Annotated in this window: 19 protein-coding genes; 11 read left to right on the forward strand and 8 right to left on the reverse strand. The window is 69.3% G+C overall.

Translation table 11 applies throughout. The features are described 5' to 3' along the window. The first annotated feature begins 56 nt into the window (after nucleotides 1-56). On the forward strand, nucleotides 57-767 hold the full coding sequence (locus AAEX57_RS11100; RefSeq protein WP_342092122.1) for an AAA family ATPase: 711 nt from the start codon (nucleotides 57-59) through the stop codon (nucleotides 765-767). Nucleotides 768-775: 8 nt separating this feature from the next. On the opposite strand, the gene AAEX57_RS11105 is transcribed toward AAEX57_RS11100, so the two are convergent. The 4 genes from AAEX57_RS11105 to AAEX57_RS11120 form a co-directional block, all read right to left on the reverse strand. Continuing rightward, nucleotides 776-1,003: a PIN domain-containing protein gene (locus AAEX57_RS11105; RefSeq protein WP_342092121.1), complete on the reverse strand. Its 228-nt coding sequence runs from the start codon at nucleotides 1,001-1,003 to the stop codon at nucleotides 776-778. Between the two features lie 43 nt (nucleotides 1,004-1,046). Beyond that, the gene (locus AAEX57_RS11110) at nucleotides 1,047-1,979 is read right to left on the reverse strand and encodes a cation diffusion facilitator family transporter (protein WP_342092120.1); all 933 of its coding nucleotides are present in this window, start codon (nucleotides 1,977-1,979) and stop codon (nucleotides 1,047-1,049) included. Beyond that, nucleotides 1,976-2,329 carry an ArsR/SmtB family transcription factor gene (locus tag AAEX57_RS11115; RefSeq protein ID WP_342092119.1) on the reverse strand — a complete coding sequence of 118 codons (354 nt, stop codon included), beginning with the start codon at nucleotides 2,327-2,329 and terminating at the stop codon, nucleotides 1,976-1,978. Before AAEX57_RS11115 ends, AAEX57_RS11110 begins: the two co-directional genes overlap by 4 nt. A gap of 116 nt (nucleotides 2,330-2,445) precedes the next feature. Further along, nucleotides 2,446-3,741: an L-cysteine desulfidase family protein gene (locus tag AAEX57_RS11120; RefSeq protein ID WP_342092118.1), complete on the reverse strand. Its 1,296-nt coding sequence runs from the start codon at nucleotides 3,739-3,741 to the stop codon at nucleotides 2,446-2,448. 146 nt (nucleotides 3,742-3,887) lie between these two features. Here AAEX57_RS11120 and AAEX57_RS11125 point away from each other — a divergent pair, with 146 nt between their 5' ends. Then, a complete protein-coding gene (locus AAEX57_RS11125) occupies nucleotides 3,888-4,478 on the forward strand; it encodes a hypothetical protein (protein ID WP_342092117.1) in 591 nt (196 codons plus the stop codon). On the opposite strand, the gene AAEX57_RS11130 is transcribed toward AAEX57_RS11125, so the two are convergent. Both AAEX57_RS11130 and AAEX57_RS11135 read right to left on the reverse strand, forming a co-directional pair. Continuing rightward, nucleotides 4,447-4,821, reverse strand: a complete 375-nt coding sequence (locus AAEX57_RS11130; protein WP_342092116.1) for an MGMT family protein — start codon at nucleotides 4,819-4,821, stop codon at nucleotides 4,447-4,449. The genes AAEX57_RS11125 and AAEX57_RS11130 overlap by 32 nt on opposite strands. 26 nt (nucleotides 4,822-4,847) lie before the next feature. Further along, nucleotides 4,848-6,494: an FAD-dependent oxidoreductase gene (locus AAEX57_RS11135; RefSeq protein WP_342092115.1), complete on the reverse strand. Its 1,647-nt coding sequence runs from the start codon at nucleotides 6,492-6,494 to the stop codon at nucleotides 4,848-4,850. A gap of 87 nt (nucleotides 6,495-6,581) precedes the next feature. Here AAEX57_RS11135 and AAEX57_RS11140 point away from each other — a divergent pair, with 87 nt between their 5' ends. The 7 genes from AAEX57_RS11140 (at nucleotide 6,582) to AAEX57_RS11170 (ending at nucleotide 13,156) form a co-directional block, all read left to right on the forward strand. Next, the gene (locus AAEX57_RS11140) at nucleotides 6,582-6,743 is read left to right on the forward strand and encodes a hypothetical protein (protein ID WP_342092114.1); all 162 of its coding nucleotides are present in this window, start codon (nucleotides 6,582-6,584) and stop codon (nucleotides 6,741-6,743) included. A gap of 56 nt (nucleotides 6,744-6,799) precedes the next feature. Next, a complete protein-coding gene (locus AAEX57_RS11145) occupies nucleotides 6,800-7,063 on the forward strand; it encodes a metal-sensitive transcriptional regulator (protein ID WP_342092113.1) in 264 nt (87 codons plus the stop codon). A 59-nt stretch (nucleotides 7,064-7,122) separates the two neighbouring features. Further along, nucleotides 7,123-8,478: an amino acid permease gene (locus AAEX57_RS11150; protein WP_342092112.1), complete on the forward strand. Its 1,356-nt coding sequence runs from the start codon at nucleotides 7,123-7,125 to the stop codon at nucleotides 8,476-8,478. A 134-nt stretch (nucleotides 8,479-8,612) separates the two neighbouring features. After that, on the forward strand, nucleotides 8,613-10,094 hold the full coding sequence (locus AAEX57_RS11155; protein WP_342092111.1) for a threonine/serine ThrE exporter family protein: 1,482 nt from the start codon (nucleotides 8,613-8,615) through the stop codon (nucleotides 10,092-10,094). 92 nt (nucleotides 10,095-10,186) lie between these two features. Beyond that, a complete protein-coding gene (locus tag AAEX57_RS11160) occupies nucleotides 10,187-11,584 on the forward strand; it encodes a threonine/serine ThrE exporter family protein (protein ID WP_342092110.1) in 1,398 nt (465 codons plus the stop codon). Between the two features lie 119 nt (nucleotides 11,585-11,703). Beyond that, on the forward strand, nucleotides 11,704-12,345 hold the full coding sequence (locus tag AAEX57_RS11165; RefSeq protein WP_342092109.1) for a hypothetical protein: 642 nt from the start codon (nucleotides 11,704-11,706) through the stop codon (nucleotides 12,343-12,345). A gap of 67 nt (nucleotides 12,346-12,412) precedes the next feature. Then, nucleotides 12,413-13,156, forward strand: a complete 744-nt coding sequence (locus tag AAEX57_RS11170) for a hypothetical protein (RefSeq protein WP_342092108.1) — start codon at nucleotides 12,413-12,415, stop codon at nucleotides 13,154-13,156. On the opposite strand, the gene AAEX57_RS11175 is transcribed toward AAEX57_RS11170, so the two are convergent. Then, the gene (locus AAEX57_RS11175; protein ID WP_342092107.1) at nucleotides 13,140-13,886 is read right to left on the reverse strand and encodes a YaaA family protein; all 747 of its coding nucleotides are present in this window, start codon (nucleotides 13,884-13,886) and stop codon (nucleotides 13,140-13,142) included. The genes AAEX57_RS11170 and AAEX57_RS11175 overlap by 17 nt on opposite strands. After that, the gene (locus AAEX57_RS11180; protein ID WP_342092106.1) at nucleotides 13,886-15,028 is read right to left on the reverse strand and encodes an iron-containing alcohol dehydrogenase; all 1,143 of its coding nucleotides are present in this window, start codon (nucleotides 15,026-15,028) and stop codon (nucleotides 13,886-13,888) included. The genes AAEX57_RS11175 and AAEX57_RS11180 overlap by 1 nt, the downstream gene beginning before the upstream one ends. 108 nt (nucleotides 15,029-15,136) lie before the next feature. On the opposite strand from AAEX57_RS11180, the gene AAEX57_RS11185 reads away from it, so the two are divergent. Then, nucleotides 15,137-15,874, forward strand: a complete 738-nt coding sequence (locus tag AAEX57_RS11185; RefSeq protein WP_342092105.1) for a response regulator transcription factor — start codon at nucleotides 15,137-15,139, stop codon at nucleotides 15,872-15,874. Beyond that, on the forward strand, nucleotides 15,871-17,343 hold the full coding sequence (locus tag AAEX57_RS11190) for a sensor histidine kinase (protein ID WP_342092104.1): 1,473 nt from the start codon (nucleotides 15,871-15,873) through the stop codon (nucleotides 17,341-17,343). The genes AAEX57_RS11185 and AAEX57_RS11190 overlap by 4 nt, the downstream gene beginning before the upstream one ends. Nucleotides 17,344-17,364 lie beyond the last annotated feature (21 nt).

Consider the following 17,364-nt stretch of genomic DNA (forward strand, 5'->3'; position numbering starts at 1 on the left):
CTGACGTTACGTCAGCGCCAACCAAAACTGTCAGAGGCAGGTCATAACCTCGTGCCATGATCACGATCCTGCCCATCCGTGAGGTGCTCGCCGACGGAGACTGGCCCGACGAGTGGCCCTTCGCGATGCCACCCGTCGCCCAGCTGCTCCGCGAGGGGCTGGAGCTGGGACCACTCACCATCCTGGTTGGGGAGAACGGCACCGGGAAGTCCACCATCCTGGAGGGGATCGCGCTGGCCTACGGGCTCAGCCCGGAGGGCGGCAGTGTCGGCGCCCAGCACACAACCCGGAGCTCGGAATCCCCGCTGCACCAGCACCTGCGGCTGGTGCGCGGCGCCAGCGCCACCCGGATGGGCTACTTCCTGCGGGCCGAGAGCATCCACGGACTGCTCACCTACCTGGAGGAGAACAAGCCCCTGCACGGGGAACGAAACTTCCACGAGCTGAGCCACGGCCAGGCCTTCAACGAGCTGCTGTTGTCCCGGCTGAGCATGATGCACCGGGGCGGGCTGCTGGTGCTGGACGAGCCGGAGGCCGGGCTGAGCTTTCACTCCCAGGTGGTGCTGGCCCAACAACTCGGACAGCTCGCCCGCGAGGGTTTCCAGGTGCTGGTGGCCACCCACTCCCCGATCATCGCCGCCGCCCGGGATGCCCGGATCCTGCAGCTCGACGAGCAGGGCATGACCTCGGTTGAGTGGACGGCGCTGGCCACCGTCGACCTCCATCGACGGCTACTGGATTGCCCGCAACTCTTCGATCTGGGGTGATCCGGCCGTCAGTTGGCGAGGGGATTGATCCAGATGACCCCAGGGAAGCGCGCGAAGTCGGCGTCGGCCGAGACGACGGGAACCCCGAACTCAATCGCCATCGCGGCAAGTTGGGCGTCTGTGGTGCGCACGCCCGCAACGCCGGCCTCCAGCATCAGGCCGCGCAGCACCGCACCCGTCCGGTCGGTGGCTGGCGGGATCCAGACCACCGGCGAGGCCAGCCAGCCATCCAGCACCGACCAGGCTTATGTGCATCATGATGCGCACGGTGGTTGACACTCAGGCATGGGCGGCCGGCTCATGCTCCGAGTGCTTCGCGGGCTCGAACTGGATGGTGGTGTGCTCCACCCCGAAGTCGTTGTGCAGACAGCGCTGCACCTCATCCAGCATCTCGTTGAGGTGGCCGTCGTGGAAACAGGAGTCGTCGACGACGACGTGGGCGGTGAAGACCGGCACTCCGGTGGCCACCTGACTCGCGTGCAGGTCATGCACCTCGTGCACATGATCCAGCGCCAGGATGCGCTGGCGCACCTCGGCCAGATCCAGTCCCTTGGGCGTGCACTCCATCAGCACATTGAGCGACTCCCGCAGGATGGCCAGGGTGCGCGGGATGATCAGCAGCCCGATCACCAGCGAGGCGACCGCATCGGCCCGCTGCCAGCCGGTGAAGTGGATCACGACGGCGGCGATGATCACCGCCACCGAGCCCAGCGCGTCATTGACCACCTCCAGGAAGGCGGCGCGCATGTTCAACGAGTCACCTCGCCCGCCGGCCAGGATGGCCAGCCCGACCAGATTGGCCGCCAGGCCGATCACGCCGAACAGCACCATGGAGTGCGAACCGATCTCCGGCGGCGCCAGCAGGCGTCGAATACCCTCGATCACCACCAGCACCCCCACCACCAGCAGCAGCGTGGCCTGGGCCGCGGCACCCAGGATCTCGGCCCGCTGGAAACCCCAGGTGCGTTCCGGCGTGGCGGGGCGGCGGGCCAGGATGGCGGCAATCAGCCCCATGGTCAGCCCGGCGACGTCGGTGAGCATGTGACCGGCGTCGGCCAGCAGGGCCAGGCTGCCGGACAACCAGGCGCCCACCAGCTCCGCCACCAGCACGCTGACGGTCAGCGTGAGCACCAGGGCCAATCGCCCGCGGTGGTCCACCAGGCCGGCCGCGTGGTTGTGGGAGTGGCCGTGGTCGTGGGAGTGCCCGCTCATCGTCCCGCCTCCCTGGCAACGGAGGGGCACAGCTGGACGGCATTGCCGGTCAGCCCCAGCAGGTTCTCCACGACCGAGAGAAGTCGCGCCGTGGCGTCGGGGTGCGCCAGCGCGTAGACCGAGGCCCGACCCTGCGGCCGGACGGTCACCAGCCCACAATCAAGCAGGCAGGCCAGGTGCTTGCTGACCGTGGACTGGGCCAGCCCGAGGTGACCGGTGAGGTCCACGACGCGATGCTCGCCCAGCGTGAGGTGCTGCACGATCGTCAGCCGCGAGATGTCCCCCAGCGCCCCGAGCAGCGCCGCGGCGGCCGCCAGGTCAGGCCGACCGGCGTCCGCCGCAGCACCCATTGAATCGCCCAAAGACTTTTTCATCGCCATACGGCGATGATATCTCACTGGGCGGGGTGCCGTAGGGCCCCTTGCCCACCCCCGTACACCCGGGCGCCCGGGCACCCGACCGACGGTCAGCGTCGCGGCTTGCTCAGCATGATCTGCAGGATCTCGGGATCCGTCCCGGCCATGCCCCGGGTGGCCAGCCGCCCGATCCCGCGGATCGTCTGGTCCACGTCGTCGAAGACCATGCCATTGCTGCCCGGAACCCGCTGTTCGGCCAGCGCCAGCAGCACCGCCCGATTGGCAGACCCCACCGAGGAAGCCACCTTCATGGCGCAGCTGGCGCCGGCGCCGTCGCAGACCATCCCGATGGTGTCGCCGGCCATGGTGGAGACCGCCCGCTCCACCGTCTCGTAGCGCCCATCGAGCAGCAGGCTCAGCCCCGCGGCGGCGCCCATGCCCGCGGTCACGGCGGCGCAGAAGGCGGACAGCACCGGCAGACTGGCGTGGATGTAGAGCGCCGTCAGGTGGCTCATCGTGAGTGCCCGGATCCGCTCATCGGGGGTGGATCCACGGTCGTCGGCGACGACGGTGACCGGCAACGTGGCAGTGATGCCCTGGTTGCCGGAGCCGGCATTGGTCATGGCCGGCAGCGGCGCGCCGCCCATCCGCGCGTCGGAGGCAGCGGAGGTGAGGGCGACCATCCGCGACGGCAGGTCATTGGAGCCCAGTCCGGTGTCGATGGCCTGCAACATGGCCGCCCCGACGCCCAGGCCGTAGTCACCGCCCTGCCCGGCGGCGGAGAGCTCCCGGTTCAGCCGCTCGGCCTCCAGGATGAAGTCGACTCGCTCGGTCTGCACGGTGGTGGCGAAGCCGTAGACCTCGCGCAGCGTCAGGCTCCGCAGGAATTCGGTGGTGGGGCTCAGCTGGGTGGGCTGCGGCCGGGGATCGTCCAGTAGCGCCTCGCCGTCCCGTTCGACCCGGTAGACATTGGTGTGGCTACCGGCAATGCAGACCCGCACGCGGTGGGCAGCGCCGATCACGACGGCCTCGGCGTAGAGGTCGTCGGGCACGTCGGCCACCGTGACCAGAACCCGGGCCTCGTCCACCATCCGTCGGGCCCGGGCAACGCCGGCCTCGGTGAGCGCGCCCAACACCGCGAGCCCCGCGGTGGGATCGCCGTCGATGGCTCCAATCGCGGCGGCGATCTCCAGCCCGGGCATCCCGGTACCGGGCACCATCACGGCCATCGCATTCTTCATCACATTGGGTGAGACCCGGGCCTCGATCCGCTGGATCTCCTCCCCCAGCTCTGCGGCCGCCCGGGCCGCGGCATAGGCCAGCGAGATCGGCTCGGTGCAGCCGGTCGCGGGGGCAACGCCGCCCCGCAGGGCTGCGATGATCCGTTCGGTGCGGGCATCGTCCATGATCGCCTCCCCGGATGGTTTCGGGCCCACTCCCTTGTGGGTTCGGGGCCAACACTAGCGACCGGAACCAACCAGAAGCCTGTTGAGCTGCTGACTGGCCGGTTTCCAGCGGCCCAGACAGCCCCCGACGGCACGAAGATGGACGCATGACCAGCCTTGCGATCGGGGCGCCACCGCACCGTCGAGCGCTGGCACCCCTCGCGCTGGGCCTGATGATGGCGGCGGTCTCCTTGGCCTTGGGATTCGCTTCGGCCCGCCTGGGCAGCGACGACGGCATCCTGGCCGGGGAACTCCTGCCGCCGCCGAGCCACTTTGCCGTCTTTGCCTTCGGCGCAGGCGCAACCGGAATGCTGCGCAGTCGCGGCCACAGTCGGGTGGCCGCGGCCATCAGCGTCTGCACATTGGTGACGCTGATCGCCCTGACGCTGGTGGGGCGACTGTTGGGCCCCTCCCATCACGAGGGCAGCTATCGTTCGCCCGATCAACGGTTGGATCTGCGGGTGACCACCACCGCCGCCCGGATCCGACCGGCCCAGCGCTTGCGCCTGCAACAGGTCGGCGGCCTGCGCAGCCGCTACTGGCAGGCGGGATGTGTGCGGGGCGGCAGCGACGCCATCGAGTCGGTGCGCTGGGTCTCCCCCGACGTGGTGGAGGTGACGATTCACGATCAGCCCGAACGGATCATGGTCAGCCCGACGGGCCCGGTCAGCATTCCGGCGGCGCTGCGGGACTGCTGATCCGGGCCCCGGCAAGCTCCGTATCCACCCGGCGGGCGGCGGCCGCCAGCTCGTCGGGCTGCCAGCGGCACCTGCCGATCCGGCAGCCACGGCCCGTGCCGCCCAGCTCGATGCCCTCGGCCTGCCAGTGCTCCCGCGCCTCGGCCAGCAGGCCCCCGGAGAGTTCACCGGCGGCATTGGTGACCCGCCACCAGGGCACGTCACTGCCCCACCGGGCCATCACCCGGCCCACCTGGCGCGGGCCGGTACCGAGCGCCGCCGCCACGTCACCGTAGCTGACCACGAAGCCCGCGGGAATGGCCTCGACCAACCGCAACACCCGCTCCACCAGCAGCTCGTCCATCCACCCAGCCTGCCATCGGCCGGGCCTCAGCCGCGCGAGGCCATGCCCGCGGACCAGGTCTTGTAGCCACCGTCCAGGTTGCGTGCCCCGGGACGGCCGACGGCGGCCAGCATCTGCGCGGCGATGTGACCACGAATACCGACGGCGCAGTGCACCACCAGCTCCCCCTCGGGAAGGTCGTCGAGCCGGTCGCGCAGCTCGTCGACCGGCACCAGGATGGCGCCGGGGATCGCACCCGCCGCGAACTCGCCCTGGGTGCGCACGTCGATCAGCGTGGCGCCGGCCTCCTGCGCGGCGGTCAGCTCGTGCCACTGGATGTTCTGACTGAGCCCGGAGGCCAGGTTCTCCGCGACGAAGCCCAGCATGTTCACCGGATCCTTGGCGGAGCCGAACTGCGGCGCGTAGGCCAGCTCCAGCTCAGCCAGATCGCTGGCCTTCAGACCACCGGCCATGGCGGTGGCGATCACGTCGATCCGCTTGTCGACGCCGTCCGGGCCGACGCCCTGGGCACCCAGGATCTCGTCGGTCTCGGCGTCGATCAGCAGCTTGAGCGCCATCTGCTGCGCGCCCGGGTAGTAGCCGGCGTGCTGCACGGGGTGGGTGTGGATGATCCGGTGCTTGCGCCCGGCGGCCACCAACCGCTTCTCGTTCCACCCGACGCTGGCCACCTGCAGCCCGAAGACGCCGACGATGGCGGTGCCCATCACCGGGCGGCCCTTGACGTCGCGCCCGGCAATCAGGTCCGCCACCCGGCGGCCCTGCAGATTGGCGGTCTGGGCCAGGGGCAGGAGGGTGGCGCTGCCGTCGATGGCGTCGATCTTCTCCACCGCGTCGCCCACCGCGAAGACGTCGGGATCACTGGTGCGGAAGTGCTCGTCCACGATGATCCCGCCGCGCTCACCCACCGCCAGGCCGGCCTCCCGGGCCAGGGTGGATTCGGGCTTCACGCCGATCGCGGCCACCACCAGCTGGGCCTCCAACCGGGAACCGTCGGACAGTTCGACGTCGGTCTCGCCGATCGCCTTGACCGCGACGCCCAGCCGCAGGTCGACGCCGGACTCGCGCAGCTTGGCGTGCACCGGGGCGACCATTTCCGGATCCAGCGGGCCCATCACCTGCGAGGTGGCCTCCACCAGGGCAACCCTGAGGCCCTTGTGCACCAGGTTCTCGGCCATCTCGACGCCGATGAAGCCGCCGCCGATCACCACGGCATTGGTCACGTCCTCACCCAGGGCGGCGATGATCGCGTCGGTGTCCTCCACATTGCGCAGGCCGAGCGCGCGCTCGATACCGGGCAGCGGCGGGCGCACCGGGCTGGCACCGGGGGCCAGCACCAACTTGTCGTAGCGCAGTTCGCGCTCGGTTTCATCGTCCAGGTTGCGCACGGTGACGCTGTGCTGGTCGGGGCGGATGGCGACGGCCTCGGTGCGCACGAAGACGTCGATGTCGAAACGGGCCTTGATGGCCTCGGGGGTCTGCAGCAGCAGGGCCTTGCGCTGCTCGATCACGCCGCCAATGTGGTACGGCAGACCGCAGTTGGCGAACGAGATGTTGCCGCTGCGCTCCACCACGGTGATGCACGCGTTGCCGTCGAGCCGACGAAGACGGGCGGCCGCCGACATACCGGCGGCGACGCCTCCAATGATCACGATGTCCATGGGGTTGGTGTGCATGACTTGATGGTATACCCCCTGGGGTATAAAGTGAAGTGCATCGGGGTCCCTCCCCCACCAATCTTCACCCGACCGAGGAGTACCACCATGTGTCGTCCCGTCACCTGCAAGACCTGCGGCAAGACCACCTGGGCCGGTTGCGGCCAGCACATCGCCCAGGTCAAGGCCAGCGTCCCCGCCAGCCAGTGGTGCGCCGGCCACCCGGACCAGCCCGGGACCAGCCTGTTTGGCCGTCTGCTCGGAAAGTGATTGGATCACCCTCACCGACGAGCAATCCGCCCGTCCCCGACGTCCAGGAGCCCGCGGTGCAGATCCCATCCGATGACCTTGATGCCGTCCTCAAGCGGCTGCGTCGCGCCCAGGGCCAGCTGGGTGCCGTGATCCGGATGATCGAGGACGAACGTGACTGCCGCGAGGTGCTCACCCAGCTCTCCGCCTGCAGCAAGGCCCTGGACCGGGCCGGCTTCGCACTGATCTCCACCGGCATGCAGCAGTGCCTCACCGAAGACAACCCGGAGCGGGAGGCGGATCTTGCGGCGATGGAGAAACTCTTCCTCTCCCTGGCCTGAGCCGGGGCCCGCTGGACCATGCGGATGGGCGCTGACGCCGGAGTCTAGACTCGTCGCCCATGAGCATCGACGAGCCGGAGCTGCAGCGCTCCCTGAAGAACCGCCACATCCAGCTGATCGCGCTGGGCGGGGCGATCGGCACCGGCCTGTTCTACGGCTCCAGCGCGTCGATCGCGATGGCCGGCCCTGCCATCCTGCTGGCCTATCTGCTGGGCGGCGCAGTGATCTTCCTGATCATGCGCGCACTGGGCGAGATGAGCGTGCACACCCCGGTCTCCGGGGCCTTCAGCCACTACGCCTACGAGAACTGGGGCGCCTTCCCGGGCTTCTTCTCCGGCTGGAATTACTGGTTCAACTACATCGCCGTCTCCATGGCGGAGCTGGTGGTGGTGGGCAGCTATGTGCAGTTCTGGCTGCCCGGCGTGAAGGAGTGGGTCTCCAGCGCCGTCTTCCTGGTGCTGATCACCGCGATCAACCTGATCAGCGTGAAGGCCTTCGGCGAGTTCGAGTTCTGGTTCGCGATCATCAAGGTGGTGGCGATCATCGCGATGATCATCTTCGGGCTGGGAATCATCTGCTTCGGCTGGGGCAATGGCGGCGACGCGACGGGCATCTCCAACCTGTGGGCCCACGGCGGCTTCTTCCCGACGGGCTTCAAGGGCCTGGCGATGGCGATGGTGGTGGTGCTGTTCAGCTTCGGCGGCGTCGAGTTGATCGGCATCGCGGCCGGGGAGGCCGACGATCCGCAGCGCTCCATCCCCAAGGCGATCAACCAGGTGGTGCACCGGATCCTGATCTTCTACGTCGGCGCCATCTTCGTGATGCTGGCGCTCTTCCCGTGGAATGAGCTGGGCAAGAATGAGTCGCCCTTCGTCACCATCTTCTCCAAGCTGGGCATCGGCAGCGCCGCCACCCTGCTCAACGTCGTCGTGCTGACCGCGGCCGTCAGCGCCTACAACTCCGGGCTCTACTCCAACGGCCGGATGCTCTATTCGCTGGCCCGGCAGGGCAATGCACCCCGCGTGCTGGCCCGGGTGAACAAGGCCGGCAGCCCCTGGGTGGGGGTGCTGGCCAGTTCCGCCGTCACCGCACTGGCCGTGCTGCTGAACTTCCTGCTGCCCGGCAAGGTCTTCCTCTATGTGATCTCCGTCGCGCTGATCGCCGGCATCTTCAACTGGACGATGATCGTGATCACCCAGCTGAAATTCCGCAAGCGACTCGGCGCCGACGAGGTCTCGCGGCTGCGTTTCCGGATGCCCTTCACCCCGTGGTCCAACTACCTGGTTCTGGTGGCGCTGGCCGCCGTCGTGGTGCTGATGGCCTTCATCCCCGACTACCGGGGGGCGCTCTACGTCGGGCCCGCCTGGATCGCCCTGCTGGCGCTGGCCCACAGCCTGCGTCGGCACCTGCGCTGACTAGGACGTCCACGCGGCTGACGTCCCTTTCGGAAGCCGTCCCACAACTGCAAGAATGAGCCCGACGGGCCCCACGCGGTGCACCACCGCTGGGGCCCGTCGCGCATCACCAGAACCGTTCACAGGAGTACCGCATGTCCCCCGCCAGCACGCGCCTCGCCCGAGCCTCCCGGTCCGTGGCCCGTGCCTACCGCAGCAAGCGTCGCGAGGAGGCACAGGCCGACGAAAGCGATGTCGAGGCCGTCCGCGCCCGGGCCATCGTCGCCCTGTCCATGCGCGCCGCGGACATGATGCTCTCCTCCGGCTCGACGGCAGCCCGAGCCACCCGGCTCGTGCTGAGCATCTGCAAGCACTACGGGCTTCCCGCCCAGGTGGACATCACCTACACCCGGATCATGATCAGTTACGAACCGTCGGCGGCCGGTGACCCGATCACCGTGATGCGGATGGTCAAGTCCGGAAGCATCGACTACGACCGCCTGACCCGCGTCGAGAGCCTGATCCAGACCATGACTGCCGATGGGCTCGAGATTCCCGTGATGTTCAACCGCCTGCGCAACATCCGGCGCGAACCGCGCACCTACCGGGCGTGGGTCCTGCACGGGGCGGCGGCCATGATGGGGGGCGGGATCGCGATGTTGCTGGGCGGCAACCGAGCCGACGTCATCCTGTCGATGCTGGCCACCATCACCGCGGAATTCATTCGCAGCAACATGGACCGGCGCGGCATGAACACCTTCTTCATCCAGGTGGCGGCCGCCTCCGGGGCTGCCATCGTCGGCCTGCTCGCGATGACCGGCCGCTCCCTGCTGCCCGACGGGCTGCAGCAGGCCTCCCCCGGGCTGGTGGTGGCCGCGGGAATGGTGCCCCTGCTGGCCGGCCTGGGCATCGTCACAACCGCTGGTGACGCCATCGACGCCTACTACATGAGCGCCGGAAGCCGTCTGGTCGAGGTCTTCGTGCTCACCTCCGGAATCGTGCTGGGACTGATCGCGACGCTCTCGATGGGCCTGTGGCTGGGGGTGCCCAGCTATCTGGCCCCCATCGAGGGCTTTGCGGCCACGGGGCTTGCGCAAGTGATGGCGGCGGGCATCATCGCCGCCAGCTTCGGGGTGCTGTGCAACATGGGTCCACGCTCCATGCTGGCGGCCACCGCCATCGGCGTGACGGCCCAGTTGGCCTACATGGCGTCCGCGGCGCTGACCACCTCCACTCCCGCCCGCTCCGGGCTGGCCGCGGTGATGGTGGGGCTGGTGGCCCGGCTCTTCACGACGCCGCTGCGGATCCCCGTCGTTGCACTGATCAGCACCGGGGTTGCCCCCTTGATGCCCGGCCTGCTGCTCTACCGCGGCATCTTCGGCCTGGTCTCCGACATCCCCGCCGCCTCCGGCGGGATCCCCGTCCCCGGCAATGACCCCCAGTCCCTCCTGCTGAAATGCCTGATGACCGGCGCAGCGCTGGCCGTCGGTTCCAGTTTCGGCGCTGCGCTGGGCAACACCGGCCTGAGGTTGGTCACCAAGGGCACCGTCCGGCGGCCGATCAGGGCCAATGGCGATGGCTCCGGCTTCCGGCGTCGGCGCGCCACCCCGCTGGCGGAACGATCCGCAACGCCCTGACCGCCCACCCCTCCGGGTGGTTTCGCATTTCACAACCAATGAAAGACTGTGCGGCCGTGCGCACCGCGCGCCGACAATTCCCGGGGAGGGTCATGTCCGAGTCAGTCGCCTCACAGGGCCAGGGTCCTGCCTCCAATGCCGCCGAGACGGCACGCGAGGAGATGGACCTGCTGCCCGACGTCGACGTGTCCGCTGGCCGGGCCCGGGCGATCACCGAACTGGCGGTACGGGTGGGGGAACTGGCACTCAGGTCCGGATCCAGCGCCGCCCGAACCGAGGCCCTCATCCGTCGGGTGTCGCAGGCCTTCGGGTTGCCGGTGCAGTTGGACGTGACCTACTCGCGGATCCTGCTCAGCTATGAACCCCTGGGCGCGGCCACCCCGATCACCATCATGCGTTCCGTCGCTTCCACCCAGCTCGACTATGACCGGTTGGAGCGGGTGGAGAACCTGGTCACGCTCGTGCGGCGCGGGGAACTTGACGTGGAGACCGCCACGGCCCGCCTCAACCACCTCGTGGCCGCGCCCTTCACCCACCCCCGATGGTTCGGGCGGTTGGCGGCATGCCTCCTGGGCGCCACCATCGCCCTGCTGATCGGCGGCAACGGCACAGACATGGCCGTCGGTGCGGTGTCCACGCTGTTGGTGGACGAGGCGCGCCAGCAACTGGAACGCTGGAGCCCGGGCAGCTTCTTCACCACCGCAGTCTGTGCAGCGATCCCCACCACGCTGGCGATGCTGGCCCTCGCGGTGCAGCGCTGGGTCCCGTCATGGGTGCCGCCGATGGATCCGTCCTTGGTGATCGCCGCCGGCATGGTCTCCCTCCTGGCGGGGATGGGGACCGTCGCCGCCGCGGGCGACGCCATCGACGGCAGTTTCCTGGGTGCCGGGGCCCGCACCGTCGAGGTGGTGGTCACCACCGGCGGGATCGTGCTGGGGCTGGTGACGACGCTGTGGCTCGCACGTGCCGTCGGAGTCACCACCCAGTTGGAACCCGGAGCCAGCCAGAACCCCAACCACCTGTTGCAGCTGGTTTGCTCCGCCCTGGTGGCGTTGGCCTTCGGGGTCCGCTTCACGATGCGCGCCAAGGCCCTGGCCATCACCACGGCGCTGGGACTGCTGCTGTGGGCCAGTTACCTGGCGGCCGGCTGGGCGACGGGTTCCCACCCGGCGCGCGTTGCGATCGCCGCCTTGGTGGTGGGATTCGTCGCGCGGATGCTGGTGCACTGGTTGCACACTCCCCTGGTGGCCCTCACCTCCACCGCCGTCGCCGCGTTGATGCCCGGCGTGATGCTCTACCGCGGCGTCTTCGCCATCACCGACGAGAATCCGGTGGACGCCACCTGGTTGCTGCTCGGGTCCACCTATGTGGCCATCGGCCTGGCGGCCGGCACCAGCTTCGGTGCGATGCTGGCGGCCCTGGTGCTCTATCACCGTCGCGACACGGACCCGTCGGAACCCTTTGCCCTGGTGGAACAGGCGCATGGCTGATCCCGCGCCCGCCCGATCCACAGCCTGCTGACAGGTGTGCGACAGGGGCACCCCAGCCCGCGTCGCCATGGTGGTTGCTGTCCGGCAGAAGGACTGCCGGCCAGAACCAGGAGTGAACCATGCCCGACAAGAAGAAGGCCGCAACGTTTGCCAGTGTCGCGGTCGCCGGCCTGATCGTGGCCGGTGGCGCCACCGCAGCCCTGAACGCGAATGCCGAAACCACCACCCCCACCAATGGCTCCAGCTACGGCGCCCCGGCCGGTCAAGACGGCGAAAGGGGTGGGCGCGGCCACGGCCGTCTGCCGGGCACCGAGGTGACCGGCGATGAGCTGACCAAGGTCACCGATGCCGTGAAGGCCAAGGACTCGGCCTTCACCGTCGAACACGTGCTGAAGGACTCCGACGGCACCTACCACGTGATGGGCACCAAGAGCGGCAATCGGGCGGGTTATGAGGTCAGCAAGGACCTGAAGACCATCACCGCCCACACCATGGGCGAGCGTGGTGGCAAGGGCGGCGGCCCCAGTGGTCAGGGTGCTCAGGCGGGTCACCAGCACACCGCGGCCACCGCCGACGAGACCGCCAAGGTCACGGCCGCCGTCAAGGCCAAGGACTCCGCGGTGACCGTGGAGGGCGTGCAGAAGGACCCCGACGGGTCCTATGACGTGCGGGGCACCAAGGCTGGCAGCAGGGTGATGGTGGAGGTCTCCAAGGATCTCAAGACCGTCGACGTGCGCACCGGCGGCCCCGGCCAGCGCTGAGCACTTCCCTGACCCGGGCCGGCACCTACGGCCGGTGCTGGCCCGGGCGGGGGTTCACAATGGGGAAATGACCATCCCGACGACCTGTCCACCAGCCCTGTCCTTTCGGGATCTGGGGCGCGGCGAGCGGATCATCACGATCCTGCTGCTCAGCTGCTGGGTGCTGATGCTGGCCGGCACCGTCTGGGCGACGCCCCAGCGGGCCAGCGTCGCCGAGGTCGAGCGGGCGATCACCAGCAAGAACATCATTCTCCATGAACGACGGGAACAGGTTCCGGCCAGTGCGGTGGAGCGGTTGCTGACCAGCGTCACCGTCAACGACGAGGACGACCCCAGCCGCGGTGGCTACCTGGTGTGGAAGGACCGTTCGCACCGCTGGCACTGGACCACGCTAGACGATGCGGCACCGGTTGCCGCCAAGTACGCGGACAAGGACCGCCAGTATGGTGACAGCACCTCCGACGGCCCGCCGGATGATGCCACCCTGACCTACTACCGATTCGGGGAACACGCGCACACCTCATACTTCAGTTGGGAGTACGCCGGCGGCCTGCTGCTGGGAGCGATGGAGTTGGGTCTGGTGATCGCCGGGGCGGCCCGACGAGGAACCCGGTGGTTCTGGTTCTGGGTGCTTCTGGTACCCGGTCTGCCGCTGGATGCGGGCCTGTTGGGCTACCTCTGGCTGGAGGTGCTGAACCGGGGCACGGCCGGGCGCACCCGAAGGATGGCCGGCTGGGAGGGCCTGTTCTTCTGCATCCTGGTGCTGATCGTGGTGCAGATGGGCCTGTCCGTGGTCAGGGCCGTGCTGTGACCAATGCCGTCCACGGCTTGCCGGGGCGCTCGGGAAGCACCAGCTCAACGGCGAAGGCGTCGCCCAGCGCCTCGGGCAGATCCGCGGGCCGCCGCACGACGTCGGTCTGACAGAGCCGACGGGCCACCAGGCCGCGGGTGTGCTTGGCCCAGTGCGAGGCGCCCGGGACGTCGACATTCACCCAGCGCTCCGCCAATTGTGGCGTCGGCTTCCACGCAGTGCGGTAGCTGGCCGAACGGCAGTCCACCACCACCCCGGAACCGACCTGCGCGGGCAACAACTCGGCCAGTCGGGGCGCCCAGAAGCGGGCCAACGGTCCGACATCGGGCAGGTCAACGTCCATCGCCAGGCGGTAGGGGCTCACCCGGTCATTGGGCCGCAGCGCCCCGTACAACGCGCTGATCACCAGCAGCCGGCCGGTGGCGCGTCGGGAATCCGCCGCCGACAGGGACTTCAGGTCCAGCGCGTCGTAGAGCACCCCGGTGTACAGCTCCCGGGCGCGCAGGGCGGGGGCGGTGAGCAGCCGGGTGTTGGCGGCGACGTCGTCGGCCAGGCTGGCGCCCACCTTCAGCACGGTCAGCGCATCATCGCGGGCGCTGACCACGGTCAGGGCGTCGATCACCCGGGTGCGGGCCTCGGTGAGCCCCGGCAGGCTCAGGGCGGCCAGGTCCATCGGGCGGCCCCGACGGCCGACCGCCTTGCCCTCACTCGGCGGCAGCAGGATCAGCATCACAGGGAGCCGCGGACCACGAAGGCCAGCTCCTCGCGGGTCAGCACGATCGGGTTGCCCTTCATCGAACTGCTGCGGAAGGCCTTGTCACAGGCCTCGTCGATCCGGTCCTCGGTCAGGCCCAGCTCGGCCAGACCGCCGATCTCCAGCACCCGGTCGGTCTCCGAGAGCCAGCCCACCAATGCCTCCACCTCGTCGACGCCGGTGACCAGCCGCGCCAGCTCCCGGTAGCGCTCCAGCGCCACATTCTGCGGGTCGCGTTCGGTCAGCGCCGCCACATTGGCCGAGGTGATGGCCGGCAACAGCGCCGCGCAGATGGCCCCGTGCGGGGCGCCGATCATCCCACCCAGCGGCCCGGCCAGGCCGTGCACGGCACCCAGCTTGGCATTGGCCAGCGCCAGCCCACCCATCAGCGAACACAGCGCCATGTCGGTGCGGGCCGCCAGGTCGTCGGGCGTCTGGAAGGCGGTGCGCAGGCTGCGCGCCGCCGCCTCGATGCCGGCGCGGCAGAATCCGTCGGTCAACGGCGTCGCGAAGGGCGAGGTGAAGGGCTCGATGCACTGGGTGAGGGCGTCCATGCCCGACGAGGCGGTGACGTGCGAGGGGCAGGCCAGGGTGAGTTCCGGATCCACCAGCGCGAAGCGGGGCAGCATCGCGGGGCCCCGCAGGCTCACCTTCACCTGGTCATCGGGCGATGCCAGCACGGCGTTTGCGGTGACCTCCGCGCCGGTGCCGGCCGTGGTCGGGAGCGCGACGACGGGAATCGAGCTGGTGGGCAGCGGCTGGCCCTTGCCGATCACCTCGGCATGGTCCAGCGGGTCGCCGCCGCTGACCAGCAGGATGCCGACGGCCTTGGCCAGGTCGATCGCGGAGCCGCCGCCGATCGCCACCACCACGTCCACCCGTACCTCGCGGGCCAAGGCCACGGCGTCGCGGGCATCGGCCATGGTTGGTTCGTGCCCGACGGCGTAGTGCGCCACCACCGGCAGGCTGCCGTGCAGATGCTGGTAGCGCTCGGGGCTGCCGCCGGTGACAAGCAGCGCGCGGCTGCCGAGCCCGGCCACCACCTCGTCGAGCTGGGCGGCGACGCCCGCGCCGAAGCGGATCGAACCGGCAGTGGCAAAGGTGAAGGCGGTGCTCATGTGCCCATCCAACCCGCCGCAAGGCCCCCGCACAACCGGCATTGCCTCACAGAAAGCACACAGCCTGGGCACAGCCTGCACCGGGCCTGATGGTGGAGAGTATGTGCCATGGCACGCTTTGACCCGAACCATGAACAGCTCACCCGTCCCGACGGCTCCCCCATCCGGGTGCTGAGCGTCGACGACGAGCCGAGCCTCACCGAGCTGCTCAGCATGGCGATGCGCTACGAGGGTTGGGACGTGTCCACGGCCGCCACCGGCACCGCCGCGGTGAAGACCGCCCGCGAGGTGCGTCCCGACGCGATCGTGCTGGACATGATGCTCCCGGACTTCGACGGCCTGGAGGTGATGCGCCGGATCCGCACGGAACAACCCGACGTGCCGGTCATCTTCCTCACCGCCAAGGATGCCGTCGCGGACCGGATCGGCGGCCTGACCGCCGGTGGTGACGACTACGTAACCAAGCCCTTCAGCCTGGAGGAGCTGATCGCCCGCCTGCGGGCCCTGCTGCGCCGCAGCGGCGCCACCGCCCCGCAGAACGACTCCCTGCTGGTCGTCGGCGACCTCACACTGGACGAGGACTCCCACGAGGTGACCAGGGCCGGCGACGAGATCAACCTCACGGCCACCGAGTTCGAGCTGCTGCGCTACCTGATGCGCAATCCCAAACGGGTGCTGTCCAAGGCGCAGATCCTGGACCGGGTCTGGAACTACGACTTCGGCGGCCAGGCCAATGTCGTGGAGCTGTACATCAGCTACCTGCGCAAGAAGATCGACCACAACCGCGCGCCCATGATCCACACCATGCGCGGCGCCGGCTACGTGCTGCGCCCCGCCGCCGAATGAGCGAGCTGGGGGTGCCCGCCCGCGGCAAGCAGGCGCTGGCACCGATGGACCTGAACCCGATGGGCAAGGGCACCCTGTCCCGCCAGCTGGTGCTGCGGGTCGCCGGCCTGGTGATGCTGTTGGCCCTGTTGTTGGGCACCGCGTCGACGATCGCTGTGCGCCACCAGCTGATCAACACCGTCGACGGGAAGCTGCAGTCAGCGCTGGTGCGTTCGGACAGGTTCATGGATGACGACCACCAGGGCTTCGGGGACCGCCCACCGCCCGGCACCGAGATCGGCCAGATCACGATGGTGACCTCGGGATCCGCCCAGCCGGCCGTGATCTGGATCGAGGACGGCAAGGAGGACCTGGCGCCGGCGGTGGCCCGGCAGCTGACCACGGTGGCTTCGTCCGAACCGACGACCATCCATCTGGGCGGGCTGGACCAGCAGTATCGGGTGCAGAGCCGGGCCACCTCGTCGGGCAGCCAGATCGTGGCGCTACCGCTCGACGTCGTGAACCACTCGCTCAAGCAACTGATCCTGACCGAGCTTGCGCTCACCGCGGCCGCGCTGCTGGGTGCCATCGCGGCCGCCCGCGCCCTGGTCAGCAGCGCACTGAAACCGCTCAACCGGTTGGCCGCCACCGCCACCGAGGTCTCCAACCTGGCCCTGGACCGGGGCGAGGTGGCGCTGCCGCAACGCGTCGCCGGCGCCGATGCCGACCCCGCCAATGAGGTGGGCCGGGTGGGTTATGCCTTCAACCACATGCTGGAGAACGTCGAGAGCGCGCTGGCCACCCGCCAGGAGTCGGAGACCAAGGTGCGCCAGTTCGTGGCCGACGCCAGCCACGAGTTGCGCAACCCCCTGGCCGCCATCCGCGGTTATTCGGAGCTGACCCGTCGTTCCCGCCACGAGATGCCCCAGGACACCGCCTTCGCGATGGGCCGGATCGAGGCGGAGAGCACCCGGATGAGCCGACTGGTGGAGGACATGCTGCTGCTGGCCAGGCTGGACAATGACCCGAGCCTTGACCTGGCGGAGACCGACGTCGTCGAGGTGGTGCTCAATGCCGTCAGCGACGCGCAGGTGGCCGGCCCCACCCACGACTGGAGCGTCGATCTGCCGGACAATCCGGTGCTGGCCAGGGCCGATGCCCTCAAACTGCACCAGGTGGTGGCCAACCTGCTCTCCAATGCCTGCAAGCACACCCCGGCCGGAACCCACGTCGAGATCCGGGTCAGCCAGGATTGTGGCAATGCCGTGATCATGGTGATCGACGACGGCCCGGGCGTCGACGAATCCATCCGGCACACCGCCTTCGAGCGCTTCGCCCGCGCCGACACCGCCCGCGCCCACAACACGGAGGGCTCCACCGGGCTCGGCCTGGCGATCGTCGCGGCGGTGATGGAGGCCCACGGCGGCTCCGCCCAGCTCGACTCCCAGCCGGGTCACACCTGCTTCACGCTGAAGATCCCGCTGGCCTGACTCGCCGTGATGTGGGGCGCG

This window comes from Luteococcus sp. H91 (assembly GCF_038433135.1).
Classification (GTDB): Bacteria; Actinomycetota; Actinomycetes; order Propionibacteriales; family Propionibacteriaceae; genus Luteococcus.

What these genes read in the sequence shown, in the direction of transcription:
- AAEX57_RS11100 (WP_342092122.1), top strand. Translation starts at nt 57, where the DNA reads ATGATCACGATCCTGCCCATCCGTGAGGTGCTCGCCGACGGAGACTGG.
- AAEX57_RS11110 (WP_342092120.1), bottom strand. Translation starts at nt 1,979, where the DNA reads ATGAGCGGGCACTCCCACGACCACGGCCACTCCCACAACCACGCGGCC.
- AAEX57_RS11115 (WP_342092119.1), bottom strand. Translation starts at nt 2,329, where the DNA reads ATGGGTGCTGCGGCGGACGCCGGTCGGCCTGACCTGGCGGCCGCCGCG.
- AAEX57_RS11120 (WP_342092118.1), bottom strand. Translation starts at nt 3,741, where the DNA reads ATGGACGATGCCCGCACCGAACGGATCATCGCAGCCCTGCGGGGCGGC.
- AAEX57_RS11125 (WP_342092117.1), top strand. Translation starts at nt 3,888, where the DNA reads ATGACCAGCCTTGCGATCGGGGCGCCACCGCACCGTCGAGCGCTGGCA.
- AAEX57_RS11130 (WP_342092116.1), bottom strand. Translation starts at nt 4,821, where the DNA reads ATGGACGAGCTGCTGGTGGAGCGGGTGTTGCGGTTGGTCGAGGCCATT.
- AAEX57_RS11135 (WP_342092115.1), bottom strand. Translation starts at nt 6,494, where the DNA reads ATGCACACCAACCCCATGGACATCGTGATCATTGGAGGCGTCGCCGCC.
- AAEX57_RS11140 (WP_342092114.1), top strand. Translation starts at nt 6,582, where the DNA reads ATGTGTCGTCCCGTCACCTGCAAGACCTGCGGCAAGACCACCTGGGCC.
- AAEX57_RS11150 (WP_342092112.1), top strand. Translation starts at nt 7,123, where the DNA reads ATGAGCATCGACGAGCCGGAGCTGCAGCGCTCCCTGAAGAACCGCCAC.
- AAEX57_RS11155 (WP_342092111.1), top strand. Translation starts at nt 8,613, where the DNA reads ATGTCCCCCGCCAGCACGCGCCTCGCCCGAGCCTCCCGGTCCGTGGCC.
- AAEX57_RS11160 (WP_342092110.1), top strand. Translation starts at nt 10,187, where the DNA reads ATGTCCGAGTCAGTCGCCTCACAGGGCCAGGGTCCTGCCTCCAATGCC.
- AAEX57_RS11165 (WP_342092109.1), top strand. Translation starts at nt 11,704, where the DNA reads ATGCCCGACAAGAAGAAGGCCGCAACGTTTGCCAGTGTCGCGGTCGCC.
- AAEX57_RS11170 (WP_342092108.1), top strand. Translation starts at nt 12,413, where the DNA reads ATGACCATCCCGACGACCTGTCCACCAGCCCTGTCCTTTCGGGATCTG.
- AAEX57_RS11175 (WP_342092107.1), bottom strand. Translation starts at nt 13,886, where the DNA reads ATGCTGATCCTGCTGCCGCCGAGTGAGGGCAAGGCGGTCGGCCGTCGG.
- AAEX57_RS11180 (WP_342092106.1), bottom strand. Translation starts at nt 15,028, where the DNA reads ATGAGCACCGCCTTCACCTTTGCCACTGCCGGTTCGATCCGCTTCGGC.
- AAEX57_RS11185 (WP_342092105.1), top strand. Translation starts at nt 15,137, where the DNA reads ATGGCACGCTTTGACCCGAACCATGAACAGCTCACCCGTCCCGACGGC.
- AAEX57_RS11190 (WP_342092104.1), top strand. Translation starts at nt 15,871, where the DNA reads ATGAGCGAGCTGGGGGTGCCCGCCCGCGGCAAGCAGGCGCTGGCACCG.